The organism is Vibrio sp. 947 (assembly GCF_033339115.1).
GTDB lineage: Bacteria > Pseudomonadota > Gammaproteobacteria > Enterobacterales > Vibrionaceae > Vibrio > Vibrio alginolyticus.
Genome location: NZ_JAWOTX010000018.1, coordinates 34,803 through 58,262 on the forward strand (window position 1 = coordinate 34,803; position 23,460 = coordinate 58,262).

Sequence of the window (23,460 nt, forward strand, 5' to 3'; positions counted from 1 at the left end):
ACATAAATATAACAAACCGTGTCGAAATCGTAGTTTTTGTGATTTTTCGTAAAGTTGTTCGATATTTGCATCGGGACGCAAGGAAGCTCGCGTAGGCGCAGCGGCTGAGCAGAGGAGAGATCTTTTGAAAAGATTAACGACTACTCTAGCCTTATCACTGAATGTGATTTTAATCACATTTTCCTCTTTTGGTTGGTCAAAGGAAAATGACTACAACATGACAAAAGGGGTCACAGAGATAAGTGGGCAAGTGTATGAATTACATATGCTGATTTTCTATATCTGCTGTGTAATTGCTTTGATTGTTTTTGGTGTGATGTTCTATTCCATCTTCCGTCATCGCAAGTCAAAAGGAGCAGTTGCCGCACATTTCCATGAAAGTACAAAAGTGGAAATTATTTGGACGGTCATACCCATCATCATTCTTGTCGCTATGGCGATTCCCGCAACAAAAACTCTAGTAGCAATGGAAGATACAAGCCAATCGGATATCACGGTCAAGATCACAGGCTCGCAATGGAAATGGCATTACAGCTATTTTGGCGAAGATGTTGAGTTTTTTAGTTTGCTTGCCACCAGCCAAAAACAAATTGATGGAATCGAAGCTAAAGGCGCACATTACTTACTGGAAGTAGACAACCCTTTGGTGTTGCCTGTGAATCGCAAAGTGCGTTTTTTGATGACTTCTGATGATGTCATTCACTCTTGGTGGGTACCGGACTTTGCCGTCAAGAAAGACACCATTCCAGGTTTTATTAATGAAGCATGGACAAGAATTGATGAGCCAGGCGTATATCGCGGCCAATGTGCGGAGCTATGTGGTCGTGCACACGGATTTATGCCAGTGGTGGTGCATGCGATGGAAGAAGAAAAGTTCGATGAATGGCTAGCGAGTAAGAAGCAAGAACTCGCACTTCAAAAAGCGGCGGCACAAGAAGCGCTCTCTCAAGACTTATCTATGGACGAATTGATGTCGCAAGGCGAATCGATATACACGGCGCGTTGCGCTGTGTGTCATCAGGCAAATGGTGAGGGGATTCCGGGTGCATTTCCCGCGATTAAAGGCAGTCCTATTGCAACCGGAGATGTTACAGAGCACATAGATATTATTGTCAACGGTCGCCCTGGCACCGCAATGCAGGCTTTTTCTAATCAGTTAAGTGACAAAGAAATTGGCGCGGTTATCACATATCAACGAAATGCATGGGGCAACGATACTGGCGATACAGTGCAAGCATCCGATGTGAATGCCTTTAAGGCACAAGGCAGTGCTAAGGAGGAAATATGAGTAAGCCAATAGATAAGGCAGTGAAGTCTGCGCCAGCAGAAGCCAGTGCGAACAGTACGATTGCGATTGATGATGGTCACGAGCATCATGCACCCCAGGGCATCACTCGTTGGTTGTATTCTACAAGCCATAAAGACATAGGCACCCTCTACCTTTGGTTTAGCTTTGCGATGTTTCTAACAGGTGGTGCGATGGCTATGATCATTCGTGCCGAACTGTTCCAGCCAGGGCTACAGTTAGTCGATCCGCAGTTTTTTAATCAAATGACCACGGTACACGGTTTAGTAATGGTATTTGGTGCGGTGATGCCAGCATTTACGGGTCTTGCTAACTGGATGATCCCGATGATGATCGGCGCTCCAGATATGGCGCTGCCGCGTATGAACAACTTGAGCTTTTGGATCTTACCTTTTGCATTTCTTATTTTGTTGAGCTCGTTGTTTTTACCTGGTGGCGGTCCTGATTTTGGTTGGACGTTTTATGCTCCGCTGTCCACGACTTATGGCCCGGATAGCACTGCGCTGTTTGTATTCTCTGTTCATATCATGGGTATCAGCTCCATTATGGGCGCGATCAACGTTATCGTGACGATCGTAAATATGCGAGCTCCGGGAATGACTTGGTTCAAGTTACCAATGTTTGTTTGGACTTGGCTAATCACCGCTTTCTTGTTGATCGCGGTTATGCCGGTACTAGCGGGTGCGGTGACCATGGTTCTTACTGACAAATATTTCGGGACTAGCTTCTTTGACGCAGTTGGTGGTGGTGACCCGGTAATGTTCCAACACATCTTTTGGTTCTTTGGTCACCCAGAAGTGTACATCATGATTTTACCGTCGTTTGGAATCATCTCCGCTATTCTGCCTGCTTTCAGTGGTAAGAAGCTGTTTGGTTATCATTCGATGGTTTACGCGACGTGCAGCATTGCATTGTTATCTTTCCTTGTGTGGGCGCACCACATGTTTACCACGGGGATGCCAGTTTTTGCTGAGCTCTTCTTTATGTATTGCACTATGCTGATTGCGGTACCAACGGGGGTGAAAGTCTTTAACTGGGTTGCCACCATGTGGCGTGGAGCTCTGACATTTGAAACGCCAATGTTGTTTGCCATTGCCTTTATTGTGCTTTTTACTATTGGCGGCTTCTCGGGACTGATGTTGGCGATTGTGCCGGCGGATTTCCAATATCATGACACTTACTTCGTGGTTGCCCATTTTCATTATGTGTTGGTATCTGGTGCGGTATTCTCGATCATGGCAGCGGCATACTACTGGCTACCTAAGTGGACGGGCAATATGTACGACCACAAGCTGAGTTTATGGCATTTCTGGTGCTCAATTATTTCCGTCAATGTCCTGTTTTTCCCAATGCACTTCCTAGGCTTAGCAGGCATGCCAAGGCGCATACCGGATTACGCCATTCAGTTTGCTGATGTTAATCAAATAGTATCAATTGGTGGGTTTGCATTTGGGTTGTCACAACTGATCTTCTTATGGTTGGTGATCAAGTGTATTCGTGGCGGGGAGAAGGCTTCTGCAAAACCGTGGGAACGTGCGGAAGGTTTAGAGTGGACAGTGCCAAGCCCTGCGCCGCATCATACGTTTACTACACCGCCTAAGATTGACTAGCAAAGAGTGGGGTGAGTGACATGAAACCGAATCCATCAAACAAGAAGCTCACAGTGAAGTTGCTTTTGGCGACCCTGTTAATGTTTGGCTTCGGCTATGCACTGGTCCCACTTTATGACGTGATGTGCGACGCACTGGGAATCAATGGAAAGACAAGTGAAGTAGCCGCCATTCAACCGACAGGTATGCAACCGGACATGAGCCGAACTGTTCGCGTGGAGTTTATGGCGCATGTCAGCCCAGATATGCCTTGGGAGTTTAGACCCAAAGTGATTTCGATGGATGTTCACCCAGGTGAAGTCGTGCAAACCGAATACCTTGCATTTAATGAAAGCGGGCAGAAGTTGGTGGGGCAAGCCGTTCCTTCTGTTTCTCCCGGGACTGGAGCTGCTTACTTCAATAAGATTGAGTGTTTTTGTTTTAACCAGCAGCCTCTGGATGGTAAACAGCAAGCTCAAATGCCGTTGATTTTTTATATCGAACCGGACTTGCCGGAGTCTATACACACGTTAACGCTGTCTTACACACTCTATAAACTTCCCCCTCCTACAGGCTCTTAGCCACTCAGGGAGAGAGATACAGACCAAGGTTGGTCAGTAAGGAGAGAAATTATGAGTAACAAGCCAGGAACATATTATGTTCCCGCTCAAAGTAGCTGGCCGATCATCGGTGCATTTGCTCTGTTTTTGGTTGCTGTTGGCGCAGGCATGACCGTCCAGGGGACACAAAGTGACGGTGCAGTGGGAACCATTGGTGGCATTGTGCTAGCGGTGGGCTTCTTGTTCTTGCTTTACATGTTGGCTGGTTGGTTTAGTAATGTGATTACTGAATCACTGAGTGGAAAATACAGCTCGCAAATTACTCGTTCTTTTCGCCAAGGAATGAGCTGGTTTATCTTTTCTGAAGTGATGTTTTTTGGTGCCTTTTTTGGTGCCTTGTTCTACGCCAGAATGATTTCTGTGCCTTGGTTAGGTGGGGCAGATAATAACTTCATGACTAACGAAGTCCTGTGGCCAACCTTCGAAGCGATGTGGCCACTCACACTGACGCCGGGAGGAGAAACAACACAAGCTATGCCGTGGCAGGGCATACCCCTTACCAATACTATCTTGCTGCTATTGTCGTCTATTACGCTACATATGGCGCATATAAGCCTTGAACAAGACAAAAGAACGGCACTGATTGTTTGGTTAGAGATAACCATCGTACTTGCTGGCTTTTTCCTATATTACCAAGCGGTTGAGTATGTTCATGCTTATCAAGACATAGGGCTCACGTTGCAGTCCGGTATTTACGGTAACACGTTCTTCATGTTGACGGGGTTCCACGGTTTACACGTTTGTCTTGGGACTATCTTCTTGATCGTGCTGCTGTTCAGAATCGCTAAAGATCACTTTTCGCCAAAGAACCATTTTGCCTTTCAAGCGGGCAGCTGGTATTGGCATTTCGTGGATGTGGTTTGGTTATGTCTGTTTGTGTTTGTTTACGTACTTTAGGCGCAGTGTGAACTCTTGGTTCGACTAATAAGGGCGAGGGTTTGGTGCTAGCCAACCCGAGCTGAGCGCAATAAGCAAAAGGACGACCACCAAAGCGGAGAACATGACTCGACGGCCTAAGTAATGACTCATGGGTTTGTCTCTTTTTTCAGGATTATCTGGGTCTTCACGAACCATTTCGATAAGCGCTTTTGCGAGGTTGAAGATAATGAAAAGCAGCAAAAGGACAAGCGTCAGTTTGAATAGAAATACGGTGGACATGGCACCTCCGGTTTCATCATTGTTGTTATCAAGACAATTATGGCTATCGAAACGGTTTTGGGTTGCAGTTGGTTTAACTGTGGTTGTGTTTTCTCTTTTGGTCAAACTGGGTTTTTGGCAGTTTGAGAGAGGGCAAGAAAAACAAGCATTGGAACAAGCCATTCTCGCGCGTGCGGATAGTGCGTACCAAGCACTAAGCGTCGTTCTTGAAGACAACGACTGGCGAGAGGAAAGTATCCTCGGGAAAAAAGTGGAAGTTAATGTTGTTCCTCAGGCGTTTCCCGTAATTTTGTTAGACAACCAAACGCATCAAGGCAGTGTGGGATATTTAGCATTTCAGATTGTATTGACGATCGATGAGCCTAGTGCCTATGCGTTATTGGAGCTTGGTTTTGTCGAGGGAAGAGCAGAACGCTCAGTGTTACCAACGGTCACCAAACTCGATAATTCGACTTTCATCACAGGACGCCTGTACCGAAAATCTACTAATCCACTGAGTTCAGAGTTAATGCCGGAAGTTGGCGATGTTATTCGCGTGCAAAACCTAAACATCGCGCAATTGAATCAGCTACTGAATATTGAACTTATGCCCGCAGTCTTGCAGCCAGACAATTTAACTCGTTGGCCCTATGACTTTCCTTGGAATCCATTGCCACTCAATAGTGCCAAACATTTTGGCTATTCGATTCAATGGTTTTCGATGGCAGGTGTTTTCTTAATACTGACTTTAATTGTTTTTGTTCGTTGGCAAAAAAAGTTGCGTCACATGGAGGTGAAGCATGACATCTAAAGTAACCAAAGGACGACTAATGTTGATTGCGCTGGTTTGTACGTTCGCGCTTCCCGCTGTCATTGCAAAAGTCATTCTCACACAAGGGTGGTATCAAAGCGGAGTGACCAATAGAGGCGAGTTAGTCGAACCATATACGACGTTAGAGCAGCTTGGTCAAGAGTCACCTCTCAAAGACCATGGTTGGCAACTCGCTTATGTATTGCCTAACGAATGCACTGAACAGTGTAAACAGCAGCTTTACCTGCTTCAGCAAAGCCATGTTGCTTTAGGTAAGTATCAAGAGCGAGTAGTGCCAGTCGTTTGGCAGACTGAGCATTCAGAACCCATGGAAGTATCGATGTTAGCGATGCAAATGAATGAATTGGTTACCGCTAAAGTGAAACCTGGGCAAATATTGATCGTTGATCCTCTTGGGCAACTGGTGATGTCTTACTCGCCGAAACCAAATGAGGACTTAGTCCTATTGAATAAAGGTATGTTGGCGGACTTACGCAAGCTCTTAAAACTGTCACGAGTCGGTTAGAGGAAGTGCATATGAAATTAATTCAGTTGGTTAGATTCAGTTTGCTGCTAACTCTCGTGGTGATCATATTAGGGGCATATACTCGCCTTTCAGATGCAGGGTTAGGTTGCCCGGACTGGCCTGGTTGTTATGGGCACTTTTCTGTACCGCATCAAGAAGAAGACGTCATACGTGCTAACCTGAACTTCCCCGAGCGGGCAGTAGAGCATGAGAAAGCATGGCTTGAGATGATTCATCGCTATTTTGCGGGAACGTTAGGTTTAGTCATTTTTGCGATGGCAGCGATATCAGTAAGGTCTGAGCGTGTAAATTCAACCATTCCGATGTTGCTAAGCGTATTGGTGATTGGGCAGGCACTTTTGGGAATGTGGACAGTTACTCTTAAATTAATGCCCGTCATCGTGATGCTTCACTTGCTCGGTGGTTTTGTTTTATTGGCGTTACAGGCGATTTTTTACTGCCAATTAAAAGCGCAAAACAATCTCTATTTCTCTCCATCTTCTAGCTCTCTGAGAGGCTTTTCATTGTTGGTTTTTCTGGTTGTTTTGGTGCAAGTGCTCCTTGGAGGATGGACTTCGTCAAATTATGCTGCGCTGATGTGTACCACACTGCCGATTTGTGAGGGAGACTGGATGAGCCATCTCTCATGGAAAGAAGCGTTTTCTTTCTGGCAAACTGGATTCGAGAATTATGAATTTGGTGTCTTGGAGTATCCGGCAAGAATGACTATACACGTCACTCATCGTATAGGCGCTATTGTTACCGCCACCGTGGTATTGGCTTATAGTATTGGGCTTATGAGGCAAGATTCTCATCATTCACAGAGAATTGGAGGGTGGTTGTTATTCACTCTGGTGTGCCAAATTATGCTGGGTGTAAGCAACGTAGTATTTCAACTTCCTATCTATGTCGCGGTGGCGCACAACCTTGGTGCCGCTGTTATGTTGAGTCTCGTTTGTGTTAGCCAGTTTTACTTGTGGCAGGGTAAAACGGCTTGGAATTACACCGCGAAAGGAGTTCGCTATGAGTAAAGAAATCGCGCTGTCGTTAAATGGGCGAAAGCGACTAAGTTCCGTTTATTTGAAGTTAACGAAACCTAAAGTGGTGGCGTTAATGTTGGTGACGGCAGTAGTAGGTATGAGCTTAGCCCCGGTTGATGATTTCCCCTGGTTGCAGGCGGTAGTTGGCCTAACGGGGATTGGTCTGATGGCAGGGTCTGCGGCAGCGTTTAATCATCTAATTGACCGCCGAATTGATGCGAGAATGGCACGTACACACAAACGACCATTGCCATCGGGTGAGACTAAACCATCATCGGTGATAGCCTTCGCTACAGTTTTAGGTGTCTTAGGGTTTGTACTTCTCTATGCGATAGTCAACCCGCTGACGGCATGGTTGACTTTGATGAGTTTGCTCGGCTATGCGATGGTATACACAATGTACCTCAAACGTGCTACGCCCCAAAATATCGTCATTGCAGGGATTGCCGGTGCGATGCCGCCTCTTCTCGGTTGGACTGCTGTAACAGGGCAATTACATGCGAATGCCTGGCTGCTCGTAATGATCATTTTTATCTGGACGCCACCACATTTTTGGGCTCTGGCTATTCATCGTGTCGAGGATTACCGCAAGGTAGATATTCCCATGCTGCCAGTGACACACGGCATTGAGTACACCAAAACTTCTATTCTGTTGTATACGGTGCTATTGACTTTGGTTTGTGTCCTACCGGTTTTGGTTGGTATGGTCGGCGTGGTGTATCTTTTTGCCTCGCTACTCCTCAATGCTGGCTTTATGTACCATGCATGGAAGCTAAAATATGCACCAGAGCCAAATACCGCGATGGAGACGTTTAAATTCTCTATCTATCATCTTTTGGCGTTGTTCATTGCATTGCTTTCGGATCACTATATTGGTTTTTAACCTTTCTTAAAACAGAAAACGCCGCGTGGTTCGCGGCGTTTTTGGTTTTGATACTTTGGCTTTAAGACAAAGCTTTCTAGATTTATTGAATTTCTAGCAGTTCAACATCAAAGATCAAAACACTTGCTGGTGGAATTGGGCCAGAGCCACTCTTACCATAGCCAAGCGTGCTTGGTACGAAAAGGCGGATTTTCTCACCTTCTACCATGTATTGTAGACCTTCTTGCCAGCCTTTAATGACTTGGTTAAGACCAAATGAAATCGGCTCACCACGATTAACAGAGCTATCGAATACCGTGCCATCAATCAAGGTGCCGTGGTAGTGTACTTTTACTTTACTTGTTGCCGTTGGGTGAACCTCACCTTCGCCTTTTTCAAGAACCATGTATTGAAGGCCACTTTCTGTTGTGATGACGCCTTCTTTTTTCGCATTTTCTAGTAAGAATGCTTGGCCTTTGGCAAAGTTTTCATCTGCTACTTTATGGTTTGTCCAAGTACGGTAAATGAAAAAGCCCGCCAAAATAAAAATAATAAGAGGAAACAAAAATTTAGACACGTAATCTCCTTGTCTATTTAGGTTGTTTTAGCAAAAAGTTGATGGTTTCTGCCATGGCTTCAACGCTGTCATGACCACCAGTAATTACTTGATATTTTCCGTTTACGATAAAGGCTGGAACGGAGTTAATTTGGCCTCGCGTGGTGATCGCTTCTGCCTTAGTGATGTACTCAAACAGCGCTTTTTGCTGTGCTTCATCTAAATGGTAAGGGCTGATAAGGTTGCGAGACTCAAAGGCTTTCTCAACAGCGATTTGGCGTTCCTCAGCCGTTGCATCGGCACCCATTTGCACAGCAGTAAAAAGATCTGCCATAAACGCTTTATCTGGTGTTGATTCAAGCTGCATTACGGCAGTATAAAAGATGATGGCGCTCACTTGTGCACTTTCATTGAACGTTACATGCATTTTTTCAACGCTTTGATCGGTCAATGATTCAATTTGAGGGACAAACTCTTCCATTGAGCGGCAGTGGCCACAAGTTAAAGAGAATGCTTCAGTCAGGGGAGCTAAATCATATTCTTCAAGGGATACTGGCAAAACTTCGTATTGTTTGCCTTGCTGAGGCTGACTCTTGCCGCTATCGCATGCCGACAAAGCCATTACGGCAACAACAACAGCAAAGCCTTTCGATATGGTTTTTAACATAGTAGTGCTCTAAATGAGAAATTTGCGTTAGTTTATCGGTTAACGATAGTGACTAAAACCATTAAATAACAATAAAGTGAGACCATTGGTAACAGACTTAGCCTGACGTATGGGCTGTAAGGGTAGGGTATTTTAGTGTTGCTTTTTATTTGAGAGATGATTTGGCATTGACTCCAGTGGCATGAACGCTGCATAGACAAACCAATCGGTGGACAAAAGCGCTAAAGATTCGGCGTGTTTTGTCGACACAATGAACAAGAGTTTTTCTACGTTGGTAATGGTATGAAGCATTGGTTTTTAATTGTTTGTGGCATTCTGGCCGGGTGCAGTAGCCTCGATCAAGATATGGTCCCAGGTGGGAACATTTTAGATACAGCTCCTAAATCAAACACTGAGCTGAGACACCCAGAATGGGGATACCCGAGCGCATCCAATGTGGCTTCTTCCCCTCGTTCATATCAAACGGCGAGGGCGTCAGTAAAAAAGTCGCAAAACGTGACCTCTCTGGAAATGTTCCTGAGCAGGCATAACATTCCTCACGAGACGCTCAGTGGTGGTCACCTGATGATACGTTTGAAAGAGCAAGTGCATTTTCAAACGGGCTCTGCACGGTTATCTGCTCAATCTCAAGACTGGATTCGAAACATTGGTCACTATCTGGCGGGAAGAACTGATGTTGATGTCGTGATTGATGGTCATGCGGATAGTACGGGAGCTGAAAGTTTCAACGACACGCTATCTGAAAAGCGAGCTCGTGAAGTAGAAAAACAATTATTGGCGACGAGTATTCCACGTCAACGAGTGTTTTCTAGAGGCTTCGGAGAGTATGTACCGAAGTGCAGCAATGCGACAGCGAGTGGTAAAGCTTGCAATCGGCGCGTAGAGCTAACATTGATCGTGGATGAATAACGCAGACGTTGGGTGGTAATCTTCGTTGTGTTGTTCTTGCATACCCGTTATTTGCTTAGTGGAGTTTAAGTTCGGAGTTGAGCAAGAAGACTGAATAAGGAAAGCTCGCACGGCAACATTTAGCTAGAAAAAATAGAAAAGAGGCACCGTTAGGTGCCTCTTTTACATCCGCCAATGTTCATAGGGGGAACTTAGGCAAATTCTTTTTCAACGTAAGCGACGATGTCAGATGACTCGTATAACCACTGTGTTTCGCCATCTTTTTCGATACGAAGGCAAGGGACTTTAACTCGCCCACCACCTTGCTCTAGTTCAGCTCGATGAGTAGGATTATTTTTTGCATCACGTAGCTCAATGTTCACCGATTGACGCTTCATTGCACGGCGGACCTTTACGCAAAAAGGGCAGGCTTCAAATTGGTAAAGTGCGTATTGTTTCGCTTTTTCATCAATACGTTGCTGTTCTTCTGCGGTGCGCTTAATACCACGAGGTGAGAACACCGCGTTCAGCAATAAGATAACCTTGCCTAAAATCCAACGGATAAACTTCATAATGATCCCTTGACGTTCATTGGGTAACTGTCCTTTAAGAATGCAATCATGATGCTTGTTGCACTGAGCGTGAAGTCTATCAGTTGTTTGAAATGGATAAAACCATGTATTTTATGCGGAAAATAGACGTTTAAACCAACCCCAAAAGCCACTTGCTGAAGCCGGACGGGCTTCTTTACCTTGATAAAAACTTTGCATGAGTTCGGTTCTGAATGCATCAACGTCCATGCGTTTTATGACAAGCTCATGCTGCAATGTATTTTGAGTCTGCTCGGCATGATCGTGCGCCAAGCTGAAATCCATATTTAAATAGCCTTGCGTGTATAACCAAAGGTGGGTGAATAAGATTAGGTCTTCAGCAGATTGGTTAGTAAACTTATCCGCGAGCTCATTACCCAAGGAGTCAGTCAGAACTTGCTGCATACGCTGGGTAGAGTGAGCATGTTGCTCGTAGTTAGCACTTGCTTCAATATGTGATTTGGTCAAAAGGCCAAGCAGGTGAAGAGTAGGTGCTGTTGTGGGTTTGTTCTCACAAACTTTTGTAAATAGTTGTGACTGTTCTTTTAACCAACGCCGCTTTGCTGCTTTATGTTCTTTAACAAAGGGGATTTCTTCAAATCCCATCTCTTGACTCAGTTCACTAAGAGACGTCATGGTTTTTTAGTTCCTTCACCGTTACTTCGATATGTTGATCATTGATATCAACAAAAATTGAGCTGCCAGTAATCATAACAGAAAGGCTAGTACCTCGGTCAAGATGCTGACAAATCAAGTCGATAGCGTCATAGTCAAAGCTCTCTACGTTGACGGGAAGCATTGAGAACTTTCCTGACATTTTGTCCCACCAGACAGCCGCTTTGGTGTTATAAGTGTAAACTTTTACATGCTTTGCGAGGCGAGAAGCTTTCTTAATTCTGTCTGGTTCTGGTTCGCCAATTTCAATCCAGTGAGTAATGCTTTGATCATCGCCAACATGCCATAAATCAGGCTCTTCAATCGTAGAGAGTCCTTTTGTAAACTCCAGATTGCTTTGAGCATTTAAACAGTAAGCTAGAATGCGAGCCAACATTCGTTGCGGCTTTTCAGAAGGATGAAGGGCGATAGTTAGATTTTTAGAATCGTAATAGTCATTATTCATATCGGAAATGGCGATACGAAATTTGTAAATGGTTGGTTTAAGAGCCATGGATTTATATCGTTTTGTTGGCAAAATAAGTTTTAGGCAAAAAAATAGCCAGCTTTAAAAGCTGGCTATCGTATCAAATTCTTTAAGAATTAAAGTACTTTGATTTGCTCTGCTTGAGGGCCTTTTTGACCTTGAGAGATAACAAATTCTACTTTCTGGCCTTCAACTAGAGTACGGAAGCCGTCACCAGTGATTGCAGAGAAGTGAGCAAATACGTCAGGACCGTTTTCTTGTTGAATGAAACCGAAGCCTTTAGTTTCGTTGAACCACTTAACTGTGCCAGTAGCTGTGTTAGACATGTCTATTTCCTAAATATCTAAATAATGTAATCTTTCGCCTCAACGGCGCTTATAGCGTGGAAAAATAAATTGCTATTGCGTACCACAGGACGACGGGTTACAAGTAATCCAACGAAATGTGAAAACAAAGAACTTTCTTTCTAGCCGTGTTTGAGTCTAGGTTAATTCCACGAAGAGTCAACATATATTAGTGCTTTATGGACAAATATTTGTATTTAGTCACTATTTAACCAGCATGTTTTTGATTAAATTTCAAATAAATGACGGTGATGTGAAGTTTTTTAGCATAAAATTCAACTAAATCTATAAATTTGACTTATTTATATAATTATTGTCCAATCTGGTTCGACCATTAAGGAGGATTTATGGCAAAGCGTAAAATCAGTCCTCAACCGAGTGGCTCACAACATGAGACCGACTTCGGCAGAGGTGAAATCAAAGACAACGCGTTAAAAGCGGTTGTTACCAGTCAGCTGTTCCAAACACGAGTCGTTAAAGCGAAAAAAGGTAAAGGTAGCTTCAGCCGTAAAATGAAGCATAGAGGCAAAGAGCCCTATTCAAAGTTCTCCCCAAGGTGGATTTTGAATAGGGCTTTTTTGTTGGTACTAGGTGTTTGCAAAACTGATGATATTCAATTTTTAGTACCAGATAAGTTTTCCTAATTTATCATGTACTGCTTCAACTGCTTCAACTGCTTCAACTGCTTCAACTGCTTCAACTGCTTCAACTGCTTCAGCGAACTAGGCGTTGAAAGTACCAATTAAGTACTAAAACTTACTAAGTTAGATTCATATCAATAAGCGTCACTTCCTGTCTTATGCAACTCTACTATATCTTTAGTCTAATCAAACAGCCGAGATTATGGTTTAAAAAGACTGGTGAGAAGTAGGTATGTCATCGACGAGTTATGGTACTTATGGTTGCAAATGTAAAAAAGCGTGTGCTTCTTTATTACTACTGTGGCTGTCCATTTGTCCGATGGCGCATGCACACAAGTCAGAGTCTCATTCTTTAATTGTTGCTAACTCCAAAGCGTGGAAGCCGTTCTCTTACCTTAGCCCAGATGGTGAACCTAAAGGTATTTTAATCGACTTTTGGAAAGAGTACGCGGTGAACAACCAAATCGACGTTCAGTTTCTCCTTTTGGATTGGGATGCTTCTTTGCAAGCCGTAAAAGAGGGTAAGGCTGACTTTCACGGAGGACTTGTCTACTCGCCCGAAAGGGCGAAGTATATGGACTTTGGCGCAGTCATAATGCCTATCCAAACCAAATTGTACGTAAATAAAGATGTACTTTCGGTTGATATCAGGAGTGTTTTAACTGGCGAAATGACGCTGCCAATTGGCGTTGTTAAAGGAAGTTACGAGTCTGAGTTTGTTCAGACGAATTATCCGAATGCACCTATCGCAGAATACATTAACAATGATTCGATGATACAAGCCGCCGTCGATAAAAAGGTGCTGTACTTCGTTGCGGACCTGCAAGTTGCTAACTTTTATATGGCAACCACGCCGGGAGCGGGTATGTTTGTCCCGACAATTAGCTTATATAGTAAAGATCTTCGGATTGCAGCAGGAATGCACAGTGCAACTTCCATTTTAGAGGTATCACGAGCGTTTGAAAAAGTCATCGATACGGATCGTGAGCGGATCCTCACCCGTTGGAGTCTGGTGAAAACGGTTTATCCACTTTATCTTTTCCCTATTGCTATTTTCATTATGGCGGTCGCAACGCTTTATCATATTTTTGCCCTCAAACGTATGGTTGCTCTTCGGACAAGGCAATTAACGATTGCCAATCAGCAATTGCTAGAGATGACGTTGACGGATTCTCTCACAAAGCTATACAACCGTAGACACCTGATTGAGCAATTGGCGCTACTGAATCATTTGAAGCGAAACTTAACGGTGATGGTGTTTGATATTGATGATTTTAAATCAATCAATGATCGATATGGCCACCTTGCTGGAGACCGAGCAATAGTTGCCATCGCAGAAGCCGCTAAGTCGATGACTGATGACCGAATGACATTGGCGAGAATTGGAGGAGAAGAGTTCGCACTCGTTACGTCTTCTCTGTCAGAGCGAGAAGCGCTCAATTTTGCCAATATGCTTTGTAAAGCCGTTTACGATCAGCCTGTTATACTGGGCGGACAAGCAATTCATTTGAGTATCAGTTTGGGCTGTGCTTACTATCCTGAGTTTACCCACATCGTGAGCTTGCAAGATGCTGACGAGTTGATGTATCAAGGTAAGTCTGAAGGAAAGAATCGTGCAGTTTTCCAAGTTATAACAGACTGTCAGCTTCTACCTGCGCTTCGTCAAGTGAATTAAGCTAATTCAACTGATACTTCAAACCATCCTCAAGCCTCAAAGTTTTAGTCAGAGTAAGGTGGTAAGCGTTGACGATCACGTTGCGTTGTTTTCTTTGAGGCCAATTTGCGTACAAATACTTGCACTCTCATATATATAAACCCCCGCCTGCTCACGTTTTTATCATAGAAGCAGTAATTGTTTTAAAGTGATAAGTGATTTCTTGGTAAAGATCAGAACCCCTGTCTACACTCAGTGTAAAGTAATGCATATAAAGCATGATGCATACGGTGTTGTACAAAAACAATTAAAGAAGATAAGAAATAAGTTGGCTTGAGAAGGACGGGGAATGAACAACGAATGCTTTGCTAGGTTCCGAGCTGTCACGGATGAACTGTCAATGAAAGAATCGTTGTCAGTTGGGAAAGACCCTTATGCTCACTATCTCAAAGATATTGTGGGCATTGATTTGTTGTCTCGTGAAGAGGAGTTGCATTACGCCAAACTTAATCGAGCTGGTGATGAAGAAGCGCGCGAAATGTTGATTGAGTCTAATCTTCGACTTGTTGTGAAAATCGCAAAAGGTTACCTCAAACGGCCAGGTAATAACTTTACTCTGCTCGATTTAATAGAAGAAGGTAACATTGGTTTGATAAAAGCGGTCGATAAGTTCGATCCTGAGCCAGGCTACCGTTTTTCTACTTATGCGGTATGGTGGATTCGCGAGAATATAGAAGCGGCATTAATGAACAATGGCCGCACGGTACGTTTACCTGCTCATGTGTGCAAAGAGATAAATAGCCTGGCTTTAAAAAAGCTCGATGCGTCAAAAAGTGAGAGCAAGGAGTTGTCTATTTCTGAACTCTCACGCTGCTCAGGGGTGAAAGCAGAGCGCATAGATGAACTTGTTGCTCTAAGTGGGTTTATTGATGTATCGACCACGGCGGACCTACATCGTGTTCCATTTGTTCTTGAACTGTGTGAAAGTGAGTATACGCCAGATCCACAACAAGACTGTGAAAACCAGTGCTTTACTCAAGCTATTGAAAATATTATTAAAACTTTGCCAACTAAGTTGCAGAAAGTCTTGATCCATCGATTCGGATTATTTGACCAGAGAGTGAAAACCTTGTCGGAAATAGGCCTGTTATTAAACGTATCTAACGAGCGTGTTCGTCAGATGCAGATAGAGGCGGTTGAACGCGTGCAGAAACGTCTCCGATTCGATGGTTGGGTTTAAGATTTTTAGCCCCTTATCCTAGCCGATTAATTTACTGGCTTGCTACTCTGTTCTTCCGTAAGTAACAGCAGCTCAAGCTGTGCTTTAGCTGCTGCCTCCAATCTCCATACACTCAATAATCGGTTAAGTGCTGCGCGATAAGTGCGACTTTTGAGTAAAAAAGCGAGCGTACTTGTGTAGTTGTTTACGACTTGCGCTTGTGTCTCGACTAATGCGGTTTTGTTTTCGATGTCGATGTGTTGAAGGTTAAAGTCAGGTAGAAACGCAGACTCATACCATACCTCTACAATTTCACGAATTTCGAGTTCTTCTTCAGGCACATCGAAGTCTTGTAACTGGTAGTTTTCTGGTATTGTTGATAAATAAACCACATCCAATTTGTCTGCAACAAATGTATACATCGGATTCCTTAGTGTACGCGCTTACAGAGTAAATAGTCTCATCGTTTACATTTTTGTCAATGACCGTGCTCAAGTATGAATGATGAACCACACCACATTCCGAACTTAACTTAGACTTTTTAAGTACTTATCGGTTAACCCGAAATATTTCAGGTTGCCATCTGGCTCCAAGACTAAGCTCATGTTGGATGTAGAGATCATGCCCGGATCATTCGTTGAGAAAATAACGGTCTTATTGAGTAGTTTGTCGCTAAATAACCGCTTGAAATAGTGGGAGTTTTCTTGCTCTGCACCATTAAATGGCTCGTCAATGATAATCAAAGATTGTTCGCAGTTGCCTAGCCCTAATGCGAGCCGCAGTCTTTGTTGAATACCATTTGGTAAACTTTTACAGATATCAACGCTCAATTGAGTGTCCAGGCCTTGTGGTAACCATGTATCGAGCTCAAAGAAACTCACCATTTCACGCATTTTTTCTGTTGGGATTAATCCATTATGCAAGATGAAGTTAGTCTCCAAGGAGCCTTCAAAAATATGCAGGTTAAACGGGATGTAGTTAATCGAGGTTCGATAGCGGTAACTGTTGAACTGTTTGATGTTATAACCGTCCACCGAAACTGAGCCTTGATAGCGTTCCTCTAGCCCAGCGATAATAGAGATGAGCGTCGTTTTACCGCAACCTGTTGGTCCACAAATCACGACTTTTGCGCCCGGTGGAATTTTAAAACCAAGATTAGTTAAGCCTGTTGCCGCACCACTATAACGATGGCTCACACCAGAGCCGACGATACTACCTTGAAAGAGGCGAATAGGGGGGCTTTTCTCTAACGTTAGCTTATCGTCATTCATCGCCATAAGGTTGTTGATTTGCGCAGAAGACGCCTTAATGGATTGGAACTTAGAAATAGAGTTGTAGATGCCCATAATTGGCCCCAACGCCTTCCAGACTAAAATTACGGTAGCAAGCATTGCACCTGCATCGGAGGTGCCGTCCATCACGCCGATAACGGCCGCGACGATACTTGCGGTACCAATAACCTGAATCAAACTCCCGCCTGCTGCCTGAACCCTGCTATTAGTCACTGAAACATGTTCTGCATCGTTGGTGCTTTGTAAATGCGATGCGCTAAAGCGGGACTGGATAACACGCAATAATGGCAAGCCTTGGATGGTTTTTATACCACGAAGAATCTCATTCCATTGGTAAGAAACCATGGCGTTGGCGCGAGAGCTCTTGGACGTGGCTTGCGAGTAGATGTAACGAGAATAAACACAGAACACCAACATTAGAATCAACCCCGCCATAACGACTAGCGCTGCGGTACCAGACATAAGAGCAATGGCAATAATGAATACGATAACAAACGGCATGTCGAAGTAGCTTAATGTTGACTCTGCGGTTACCAAACGGCGGAAAGTGTCGATGTCCTTCAATCGTGCTAACTGAGAAGAGACACCAGCGGTAGATGTCATCGAATAAGGAAGCCACAACAGTTTGGATATTACGTTTTGAGAAATATGCACCGCCAAATCCTTTCCTGATGTGGCGATGATGTTGACCCGCATTTTCTTGAAAAAGTATTCCGAGAACCCAACAATCACAGCAAATAACGTGAGCCAATAAAGCGTGGCTTGCGAGCTAGAGGTTAAGGCGAAGTTGTACACACTCATAATAAAAAAGGGCTGGAGTGCGCCGAGAATGCTGACCACGAAGCTGAGAATAATCAGGCTTTTGAGTTCATTGTTGTAGCGATAAAACGCGTATTTAATCCAGTTACTGCGGTCTTGAGATTCAGGTGGCGGTTCTCGGAATAAGCGGGAGTATTCGCTGATCGAGACCAACAAGCACGGCTTCTTGCAGAGCGGGTATTCAATGGTGTTGTTATTTGTGTAATCAAACAGGATCAGTTTGCCGTCTTTAGTGCCCAAGAAAATCGCAGTGAGGTTTTCTATCTCGATAAAACAAGGATGAGGATGCCCCTCGATGTGCTCCAACGTTTTTAGTTTGGTGACGTCACAACGGTAACCAAGGCGTTCAATCGTAGCGATAAAACTGTCGCTGTCTTTTGGTTTGGGGATAAAAGCGTCGCTGAGGATAGGAGGTGTGCCTTCCCATTCAAGCGCTATGAGGGTGTAAGCTAAACCACGAATCAAAGGTGACTCATTGTATCGCTCGTCATAACTGCGAGCCTCAAAGTCCAACAAGCGCTGAGGGACATTGTTAAAATCAACCAAAATACTCATTGGTCACCTCCGGTAAGTTTGACGCGTTTGAGGCGGTGATTGAGTTTGTCCATCTTGTTGCTGACGATGATGAGGATTTTGTCGTTGGCGCGATAGGCGGTGCTGGTCAAAACCAATCGAGCAAAGTCGTCATCATAAACACAGTCGATGTCGTCGAAGATCAACACACGTTTGTTAGCGAGTAAGGCACGCACTAACAACAAGGCATAAGCGACTTGGCGCGAGAATGGGTTGCGTAAATGTCCTTTAAGCTCGGTGTAAAAACCAGCGGGAAGGGCATCGATTTGTGCCTTGATGTTCATGGTTTCGCAAAGCGCAAATGCCGTGTTATTTAAGCTCGGGCGGAAACAAGTCAAGTTGTCGATGATGGTGCCTTCGACGAACGAACTGCTTTTGTCGACCATGAGCACGCTATTACGCCAGACGTTGTAGTTGACGTCATCGAGCGGTGTCTCGTTGATTTGGATATCGAGCTTGCTGTCGGTGTTTTGCCGCGTAATGCAATTGGCGAGGTGGGTTTTACCTGCGCCGCTTTTCCCCGTCAGCAAGTAAGCCTGACCGCGTTCAAACTCAATGCGTTGTTTTTCCGAATACTTCACCGAGATGCGCTCGACTTCCGTCGTGTCGTTTTGTTGTTCTATAGATGCAGCAAGCTCAAGCAGCTCGGCGATACGTTGAATATGAAGCTTGTTCAACTCCCATCGACTCACCGTGCGCATTACTTGCTGGTATGGCGCGAAGTAGCGGTTGGTAAGCATGATGATGGCAGCCATGATGCCTTGGCTCGATTGCATGTTGATAACTGCCGTTGCCAAAACCACCACCACACAAGCGATGGAGAGCTGTTGTATGAGCGACAAGATAAGGTTGAAGTTTGATTCAATTTGCTCGTATTTGATGTTCTCGACTTCACGTTCTTCCACCATTTGTGTCATCAAGCTCTCAACGCGATATTCCATATTGCGCGCTTTGATATCGAGTGGGCTAGAGATGATCTCGATGATTTTAGAAGTAGTTAAGCCTTCGATGTCGGATTTGTTTTCTAAGCTGTTGATTTTCTGCTTGGAAAGACTGAGTGCGAACACCGCCAAAATGATGGAGGCGAGCAAGATGGTCACTCCCGCCCAAATGTTGATCACACCGATAATCAGAATGGTCAGTATGCTGACGGCAAGGTTGATCAATGCCCGTACAGATTCTCCGCCAAAGAAGGATTTAATCTCTGGAATGGTCGCAATACGCTCTAGGTATTCACCGGGTTCTAGACGACGAAACTTCGATATCTCAGCCAAACAGATTGATTGAAACACCTTGTTGGTTAAGTTGGTTTCGAATTGCTTCATGATCACCGACGAAATCTTCTCTTCCTGATTCTTTAAGTGATAGTCGAGGAAGATGGTGATCAAGATAATGGCAAACAGAAGAAACAGCGTGTCTTTGGCTTGGTTAGGTAAAACACGGTCAAAGATAATAAGAATCGAAAAGGGCAGCACTAAACCAAACAGTGTTGAGATGACCGTTGAGAAAGTCAGATAACACTTGTCAGCAAAGTTAATCTTTTGGGAAAAGTGCTCAGTTTGCATTGCGACCTCCTTTCTTAATCGATGGTTTAGAGAGAAGGTGTTTTGGAACTAAGTCTTGATTGCTTCTGCCTTCGATATCGCTCATCAACTGCATGATGCTTTCGATAGATTGAACCGATAGCATGCCTTTGATTTGCTCAAGATTGATCGATTCAATGATGTAGTCATAGCGCGCGCTCTCGTAATCACGTAGTGCGCTGAACAGTTTACTTTCCGCTGCCAGTAAGTCGGTAATGGTTCGCGTACCAAGCTGATAGGCGCGTTGAATGCCTTTGTAGGAAGAGTAGTTGGCACGGATGATGTTCTCGTAACTGCTGATGGCGCGGGAGAAGTCGTTAATGTTGAGTACTGAGGTGTTAACGCTATTGCGCGTCGCGAACAATGAATCTTGGTACAGCAGCTCGGTTCGCTCGATGGCAGTCGACGATTTTTGATAACCGTAGTAATCCGAACCGCCGGAGAAAATTGGCACATTCAAGTTCAACCCGACGCTGGTCGAGTTACTGTCCCCTGTTGCGGTTGGGTCGGTTCGGTCATAGTTGTTCGCATCGTCGTAACGGTAACTGGCAGAGAGCGATACGGTCGGCACAAAGTTTGAACCGCTTTCTTTCAAGCCTCTTCGGCTGCGCTCGACGGTTTTCTTCGCAACCAATAAGTCGTTATTGAGCTTCAAAGCTTGTTCAAGAATCTCACGTTGTTCGGATTCGCTGATTTCCGCCAAGGGCACGCTTTCGTAGATGTCCTGTGATGGGGTGACTGGGTATTGAACTTGAATCTCTAAACCGTTCAAAATTACGCGCCGGTCTTTCTCTAAGGTTCTTAAGCGATTGGCAATGCCTTCTTTCTGGGCAATTACCTCATACAACTCGCTCGCCGCAGTGTTGCCAAGTTCCACGTTGCGACGCATTTGGCGCTCACGTGTTTCAGACGATTTAAGTTCTACTTGGGTGGCTTTGATTTGCGCGTTGTTTTTGAGGTATTCGAAATATTGCGTCGCGATTTCAGAAATGGTGCTCTGGATTTTGTTCTCGTGTTTGATTTCTTCAATGTTGAAATCAAGCTTCGCGGTGCCGTATTTAAAGATGTCACCAAGGTTAAACACCGATTGGGATAAAGACACACTGTAGCTGTTCGAGTTGTAGCTAGAACGTGTATCCGGTGTTCCCGTTAATATGGTTTCGTTTTCATTCCATGTGGTATCAGCAGCACCGTTTAAAGAGGGTAGAAACTTAGAACGGCTAATGTCGATGTTGTATTCGTTTTCTTCCACGCCTTTGTCACTAGCGCGCAGAGATAAATTGTTTTCCAAGCCGAGTTTGACCGCCTCAAGCAAGGTGGTCGCCATTGCCGAAGGAGCGTTGCTCAATGTAAGCGCTGCCAATACACAGCTAGTTAAGTTTCTGTACCGCCACATACTTGTTGATCACCTTGATGATTTCGTCGTTTTTATAAGGTTTGCTGATCACGTAATCCATTCCAGCTTCGATACAAGCTTGGTGTTCATTACTGCTGGTCAATGCTGTCGCACCTATAATGGTGCAAGGGTTCTGTCCGCTCTCTTGTTCGTATTGTCGAATGCGTTTGGTTGCTTCAATACCGCCCATGCCTGGCATGATGCAGTCCATAAAAATGATGTCCGAGCGCTGATTCATGAAGTGCTGAACGGCGTCTGCGCCATCGCCAACGGTGTCGGCTTCGTATTCTTGCTTGCTCAAAATACGTTTGAGTAGAATCTGTTGAACACGGTCATCCTCAACAATCAGGAATGAGCTGTTCTCCATCTGATCTTCAGAGGCTTCCGCTTCCATGATTGCTAACAGGTTAGGGATGAACTCATATGGAATCGCAGGAGAGTTCAGAATCTTGTCGACAAAGGTATGGCTCTCTTGTGCTTGCTGAGTGCTAGTAACTGAAAGCAACAACTTAGTGTTCGGGTGATTGCGCAGTTGCGACTTCACCGTTTTGCTCAGTGAGGGCAGCTTGTTTGGCTCGAACGTGTCGGTCAGCATAATGGCATCGTATTCGCCAAAGGTTTTTGCAGCAGAGAAGAGCTCGTTCGGGGTGCGAATTGGTGTGATCTCTAATCCTAAGTTGGCCAACATTTTGTTCATTACATCAATGCGCAGCTGAGAGTTGGCACATAGCAACAAACGTTTATTGTCGAAGCGAGTTTTCTCGGTGTGGAAGCTTTTGGCTTTCAAATCGAGCTGAATTTGAAAACGTTCCTGATTGCCCGATTGATACCAATGGCTCTCGTAATAGCCATAATCTTTCAACACGCTTTTCGCCAAATCGTCTTTGGTTGCTGTGTGCTGTTTATGGTCGCTCCAGTGTAGGGTATTGAGCTTGGCAAACGGCACATCCAGCGTGGTTAAGAAGTTTAGATTGATGGTCAAGCGGGTGTTTTCAATGTCTGACGCCGCCCCAGATTCAATGGTGACAAACAGTTTCTTGTCGGCTTTGAGTTGGATGGCATTTGATAGCTGTAGGAACAACACCCAGAATAAGCTGGTGGATTGTCCTTCAACACGGTTTGGTAGGTTATCCGAGATAAAGCAGTCTAGCTCACCTTCATTTCGCTGCACTTTTGAACTGATGTGAATCATCAATTCAGACAGTACATTCAGCAGTGAAAACTCTTTCGATTTGCTCTCGGTCCCTTGTGAAATGAGTCGGTTGTAGTTCTCTGCCAATTCAGACAGGGTATTGGCAGCCGAGGTTATATCTTGCGCCATCAACACTCCGCTCTCATCGGTCTCTTGAACGAGATATTGCACGCCGCCGTTAATGGTGTTGGTGATGCCACGAATCTCGTAACCAATCAGAGCATAGAGCTGCTTGTAGAGATCGTTATTGCGTTTTTGTTCTTCGAGTTTGCTGAAAATCAGTTTTAGGTGAGAGTAGATCTGACGCTGCTTAGGATTGATGCTCACTTCATTCAGCAACTCTTCCAACCTTTGTAAATCCAGTTGTTTGAGCTCTTGATAAAGCTCATCGAATTCTTGGTCAATGTCACGCTCATTCGAGCTGGATTTTTTCAGTTTAAGGATTGCCACCAAGTTCGATAGCACTGCGATACCAACCAGTACGACAACGACCACAAACAACCAAATGAAGAACTCGTTTTTCTCCATCATTAGGTCGCTCGCATGGTTGTTAAATATGGTCCGGTAGTTGTCGTCCATTTGTAGGTAGTTATTGGTGAGCGAGAGGTACAGTGCCAACACATCGTCGCGTGTTTTTTGGCTGTCTGAGAAGCGATTGATTGCCAGTTCAAGCTGCGTGTATTCGGTCGCGCCCACCAAGCTAAACTCGGTTTTGTTGAGTGACGCGAGCGACTTAAATTGGTCAATTTCGTCTTTCAGAACCTCAAAATCAAGCTCTGTTGTACTGCAATAACGTGCGCTTAAACAGCGTTGAAGCGTTTGAATATCAAACTCGATAGTTTGGTTGAGCTGTTGAGCTTGAACCAACAGAGGCGCGTTTTGCACTTTCTCGACTGAATCCACTTTTTCCCAAGATATATACAAATAAAAGGCGAGGGCAGCCAGCATCAAGCTGAAAGCAATGCTTAGGCGCATAACAGGAACGGAAATATTGTAAGAAGGTTTGCTACTCAT

At 44.5% G+C, this 23,460-nt stretch carries 24 protein-coding genes; 12 read left to right on the top strand and 12 right to left on the bottom strand.

The features are described 5' to 3' along the window. Positions 1–124 precede the first annotated feature (124 nt). The 4 genes from coxB to R7Q39_RS20195 are packed head-to-tail and all read left to right on the top strand — an operon-like array spanning position 125 to position 4,412. Complete coding sequence (gene coxB, locus R7Q39_RS20180; RefSeq protein ID WP_017821602.1) at positions 125–1,288, top strand: cytochrome c oxidase subunit II; 1,164 nt, start codon at positions 125–127, stop codon at positions 1,286–1,288. Next, positions 1,285–2,916: a cytochrome c oxidase subunit I gene (gene ctaD / locus R7Q39_RS20185; RefSeq protein ID WP_033906818.1), complete on the top strand. Its 1,632-nt coding sequence runs from the start codon at positions 1,285–1,287 to the stop codon at positions 2,914–2,916. The genes coxB and ctaD overlap by 4 nt, the downstream gene beginning before the upstream one ends. A 20-nt stretch (positions 2,917–2,936) precedes the next feature. Further along, positions 2,937–3,476, top strand: a complete 540-nt coding sequence (locus R7Q39_RS20190; protein WP_005385211.1) for a cytochrome c oxidase assembly protein — start codon at positions 2,937–2,939, stop codon at positions 3,474–3,476. Between the two features lie 51 nt (positions 3,477–3,527). Beyond that, on the top strand, positions 3,528–4,412 hold the full coding sequence (locus tag R7Q39_RS20195) for a cytochrome c oxidase subunit 3 (RefSeq protein ID WP_005385214.1): 885 nt from the start codon (positions 3,528–3,530) through the stop codon (positions 4,410–4,412). Between the two features lie 24 nt (positions 4,413–4,436). Here R7Q39_RS20195 and R7Q39_RS20200 read toward each other — a convergent pair whose 3' ends face one another. Then, positions 4,437–4,673 (bottom strand): DUF2909 domain-containing protein, encoded by a 237-nt coding sequence (locus R7Q39_RS20200; protein ID WP_005375504.1) that lies wholly within the window; start codon positions 4,671–4,673, stop codon positions 4,437–4,439. On the opposite strand from R7Q39_RS20200, the gene R7Q39_RS20205 reads away from it, so the two are divergent. The 4 genes from R7Q39_RS20205 to cyoE are packed head-to-tail and all read left to right on the top strand — an operon-like array spanning position 4,672 to position 7,912. Next, positions 4,672–5,463: an SURF1 family protein gene (locus R7Q39_RS20205; protein WP_182039332.1), complete on the top strand. Its 792-nt coding sequence runs from the start codon at positions 4,672–4,674 to the stop codon at positions 5,461–5,463. The genes R7Q39_RS20200 and R7Q39_RS20205 overlap by 2 nt on opposite strands. Further along, the gene (locus R7Q39_RS20210) at positions 5,453–5,989 is read left to right on the top strand and encodes a hypothetical protein (protein ID WP_064376783.1); all 537 of its coding nucleotides are present in this window, start codon (positions 5,453–5,455) and stop codon (positions 5,987–5,989) included. The genes R7Q39_RS20205 and R7Q39_RS20210 overlap by 11 nt, the downstream gene beginning before the upstream one ends. An 11-nt stretch (positions 5,990–6,000) precedes the next feature. Then, on the top strand, positions 6,001–7,020 hold the full coding sequence (locus tag R7Q39_RS20215) for a COX15/CtaA family protein (RefSeq protein ID WP_064376784.1): 1,020 nt from the start codon (positions 6,001–6,003) through the stop codon (positions 7,018–7,020). Next, complete coding sequence (cyoE, locus tag R7Q39_RS20220) at positions 7,013–7,912, top strand: heme o synthase (protein WP_042521489.1); 900 nt, start codon at positions 7,013–7,015, stop codon at positions 7,910–7,912. Before R7Q39_RS20215 ends, cyoE begins: the two co-directional genes overlap by 8 nt. Positions 7,913–7,994: 82 nt before the next feature. On the opposite strand, the gene R7Q39_RS20225 is transcribed toward cyoE, so the two are convergent. Then, positions 7,995–8,468 (bottom strand): FKBP-type peptidyl-prolyl cis-trans isomerase, encoded by a 474-nt coding sequence (locus R7Q39_RS20225; protein ID WP_005375638.1) that lies wholly within the window; start codon positions 8,466–8,468, stop codon positions 7,995–7,997. 13 nt (positions 8,469–8,481) lie between these two features. Then, positions 8,482–9,114 (bottom strand): thiol:disulfide interchange protein DsbA/DsbL, encoded by a 633-nt coding sequence (locus tag R7Q39_RS20230; RefSeq protein ID WP_042521488.1) that lies wholly within the window; start codon positions 9,112–9,114, stop codon positions 8,482–8,484. 282 nt (positions 9,115–9,396) lie between these two features. Between R7Q39_RS20230 and R7Q39_RS20235 the strand changes: the two genes are divergently transcribed. Next, positions 9,397–10,023 carry an OmpA family protein gene (locus tag R7Q39_RS20235; RefSeq protein ID WP_025768460.1) on the top strand — a complete coding sequence of 209 codons (627 nt, stop codon included), beginning with the start codon at positions 9,397–9,399 and terminating at the stop codon, positions 10,021–10,023. A gap of 191 nt (positions 10,024–10,214) precedes the next feature. Here the strand turns inward: R7Q39_RS20235 and R7Q39_RS20240 are convergent, their stop codons facing one another. From R7Q39_RS20240 to R7Q39_RS20255, 4 genes are all read right to left on the bottom strand, one after another. Then, the gene (locus R7Q39_RS20240; RefSeq protein WP_005375631.1) at positions 10,215–10,574 is read right to left on the bottom strand and encodes a glutaredoxin family protein; all 360 of its coding nucleotides are present in this window, start codon (positions 10,572–10,574) and stop codon (positions 10,215–10,217) included. A gap of 111 nt (positions 10,575–10,685) precedes the next feature. Further along, a complete protein-coding gene (locus tag R7Q39_RS20245) occupies positions 10,686–11,228 on the bottom strand; it encodes a hypothetical protein (protein ID WP_318076715.1) in 543 nt (180 codons plus the stop codon). After that, positions 11,215–11,760: a YaeQ family protein gene (locus R7Q39_RS20250; protein WP_005375627.1), complete on the bottom strand. Its 546-nt coding sequence runs from the start codon at positions 11,758–11,760 to the stop codon at positions 11,215–11,217. The genes R7Q39_RS20245 and R7Q39_RS20250 overlap by 14 nt, the downstream gene beginning before the upstream one ends. Positions 11,761–11,849: 89 nt before the next feature. Beyond that, positions 11,850–12,059 carry a cold-shock protein gene (locus R7Q39_RS20255; protein ID WP_005375625.1) on the bottom strand — a complete coding sequence of 70 codons (210 nt, stop codon included), beginning with the start codon at positions 12,057–12,059 and terminating at the stop codon, positions 11,850–11,852. 365 nt (positions 12,060–12,424) lie between these two features. Here R7Q39_RS20255 and R7Q39_RS20260 point away from each other — a divergent pair, with 365 nt between their 5' ends. From R7Q39_RS20260 to R7Q39_RS20270, 3 genes are all read left to right on the top strand, one after another. Beyond that, positions 12,425–12,721 carry an alternative ribosome-rescue factor A gene (locus R7Q39_RS20260; RefSeq protein ID WP_017635870.1) on the top strand — a complete coding sequence of 99 codons (297 nt, stop codon included), beginning with the start codon at positions 12,425–12,427 and terminating at the stop codon, positions 12,719–12,721. A gap of 229 nt (positions 12,722–12,950) precedes the next feature. Beyond that, a complete protein-coding gene (locus R7Q39_RS20265) occupies positions 12,951–14,393 on the top strand; it encodes a diguanylate cyclase domain-containing protein (RefSeq protein ID WP_238952543.1) in 1,443 nt (480 codons plus the stop codon). Between the two features lie 328 nt (positions 14,394–14,721). Next, the gene (locus R7Q39_RS20270; RefSeq protein ID WP_017635872.1) at positions 14,722–15,612 is read left to right on the top strand and encodes an RNA polymerase sigma factor RpoD/SigA; all 891 of its coding nucleotides are present in this window, start codon (positions 14,722–14,724) and stop codon (positions 15,610–15,612) included. A gap of 26 nt (positions 15,613–15,638) precedes the next feature. Here the strand turns inward: R7Q39_RS20270 and R7Q39_RS20275 are convergent, their stop codons facing one another. The 5 genes from R7Q39_RS20275 to R7Q39_RS20295 form a co-directional block, all read right to left on the bottom strand. Next, positions 15,639–16,013, bottom strand: coding sequence for a hypothetical protein (locus R7Q39_RS20275; RefSeq protein WP_238952544.1), 375 nt, complete (start codon positions 16,011–16,013; stop codon positions 15,639–15,641). A 105-nt stretch (positions 16,014–16,118) separates the two neighbouring features. Beyond that, positions 16,119–18,257 (bottom strand): ATP-binding cassette domain-containing protein, encoded by a 2,139-nt coding sequence (locus R7Q39_RS20280; RefSeq protein WP_318076716.1) that lies wholly within the window; start codon positions 18,255–18,257, stop codon positions 16,119–16,121. Further along, entirely contained in the window at positions 18,254–19,840 is a 1,587-nt protein-coding gene (locus R7Q39_RS20285) for an ATP-binding cassette domain-containing protein (protein WP_258458024.1), read from the bottom strand. Before R7Q39_RS20285 ends, R7Q39_RS20280 begins: the two co-directional genes overlap by 4 nt. Next, complete coding sequence (locus R7Q39_RS20290; protein WP_025768454.1) at positions 19,830–21,254, bottom strand: TolC family protein; 1,425 nt, start codon at positions 21,252–21,254, stop codon at positions 19,830–19,832. Before R7Q39_RS20290 ends, R7Q39_RS20285 begins: the two co-directional genes overlap by 11 nt. Continuing rightward, positions 21,229–23,460, bottom strand: coding sequence for a response regulator (locus R7Q39_RS20295; RefSeq protein ID WP_318076717.1), 2,232 nt, complete (start codon positions 23,458–23,460; stop codon positions 21,229–21,231). Before R7Q39_RS20295 ends, R7Q39_RS20290 begins: the two co-directional genes overlap by 26 nt.

Bases quoted from the DNA above. Each gene is read 5' to 3' on its own strand.
- ctaD (WP_033906818.1), top strand. From the start codon at position 1,285: ATGAGTAAGCCAATAGATAAGGCAGTGAAGTCTGCGCCAGCAGAAGCC.
- R7Q39_RS20190 (WP_005385211.1), top strand. From the start codon at position 2,937: ATGAAACCGAATCCATCAAACAAGAAGCTCACAGTGAAGTTGCTTTTG.
- R7Q39_RS20195 (WP_005385214.1), top strand. From the start codon at position 3,528: ATGAGTAACAAGCCAGGAACATATTATGTTCCCGCTCAAAGTAGCTGG.
- R7Q39_RS20205 (WP_182039332.1), top strand. From the start codon at position 4,672: ATGGCACCTCCGGTTTCATCATTGTTGTTATCAAGACAATTATGGCTA.
- R7Q39_RS20200 (WP_005375504.1), bottom strand. From the start codon at position 4,673: ATGTCCACCGTATTTCTATTCAAACTGACGCTTGTCCTTTTGCTGCTT.
- R7Q39_RS20210 (WP_064376783.1), top strand. From the start codon at position 5,453: ATGACATCTAAAGTAACCAAAGGACGACTAATGTTGATTGCGCTGGTT.
- R7Q39_RS20215 (WP_064376784.1), top strand. From the start codon at position 6,001: ATGAAATTAATTCAGTTGGTTAGATTCAGTTTGCTGCTAACTCTCGTG.
- cyoE (WP_042521489.1), top strand. From the start codon at position 7,013: ATGAGTAAAGAAATCGCGCTGTCGTTAAATGGGCGAAAGCGACTAAGT.
- R7Q39_RS20230 (WP_042521488.1), bottom strand. From the start codon at position 9,114: ATGTTAAAAACCATATCGAAAGGCTTTGCTGTTGTTGTTGCCGTAATG.
- R7Q39_RS20235 (WP_025768460.1), top strand. From the start codon at position 9,397: ATGAAGCATTGGTTTTTAATTGTTTGTGGCATTCTGGCCGGGTGCAGT.
- R7Q39_RS20240 (WP_005375631.1), bottom strand. From the start codon at position 10,574: ATGAAGTTTATCCGTTGGATTTTAGGCAAGGTTATCTTATTGCTGAAC.
- R7Q39_RS20245 (WP_318076715.1), bottom strand. From the start codon at position 11,228: ATGACGTCTCTTAGTGAACTGAGTCAAGAGATGGGATTTGAAGAAATC.
- R7Q39_RS20250 (WP_005375627.1), bottom strand. From the start codon at position 11,760: ATGGCTCTTAAACCAACCATTTACAAATTTCGTATCGCCATTTCCGAT.
- R7Q39_RS20255 (WP_005375625.1), bottom strand. From the start codon at position 12,059: ATGTCTAACACAGCTACTGGCACAGTTAAGTGGTTCAACGAAACTAAA.
- R7Q39_RS20260 (WP_017635870.1), top strand. From the start codon at position 12,425: ATGGCAAAGCGTAAAATCAGTCCTCAACCGAGTGGCTCACAACATGAG.
- R7Q39_RS20265 (WP_238952543.1), top strand. From the start codon at position 12,951: ATGTCATCGACGAGTTATGGTACTTATGGTTGCAAATGTAAAAAAGCG.
- R7Q39_RS20270 (WP_017635872.1), top strand. From the start codon at position 14,722: ATGAACAACGAATGCTTTGCTAGGTTCCGAGCTGTCACGGATGAACTG.
- R7Q39_RS20275 (WP_238952544.1), bottom strand. From the start codon at position 16,013: ATGTATACATTTGTTGCAGACAAATTGGATGTGGTTTATTTATCAACA.
- R7Q39_RS20280 (WP_318076716.1), bottom strand. From the start codon at position 18,257: ATGAGTATTTTGGTTGATTTTAACAATGTCCCTCAGCGCTTGTTGGAC.
- R7Q39_RS20285 (WP_258458024.1), bottom strand. From the start codon at position 19,840: ATGCAAACTGAGCACTTTTCCCAAAAGATTAACTTTGCTGACAAGTGT.
- R7Q39_RS20290 (WP_025768454.1), bottom strand. From the start codon at position 21,254: ATGTGGCGGTACAGAAACTTAACTAGCTGTGTATTGGCAGCGCTTACA.
- R7Q39_RS20295 (WP_318076717.1), bottom strand. From the start codon at position 23,460: ATGAGTAGCAAACCTTCTTACAATATTTCCGTTCCTGTTATGCGCCTA.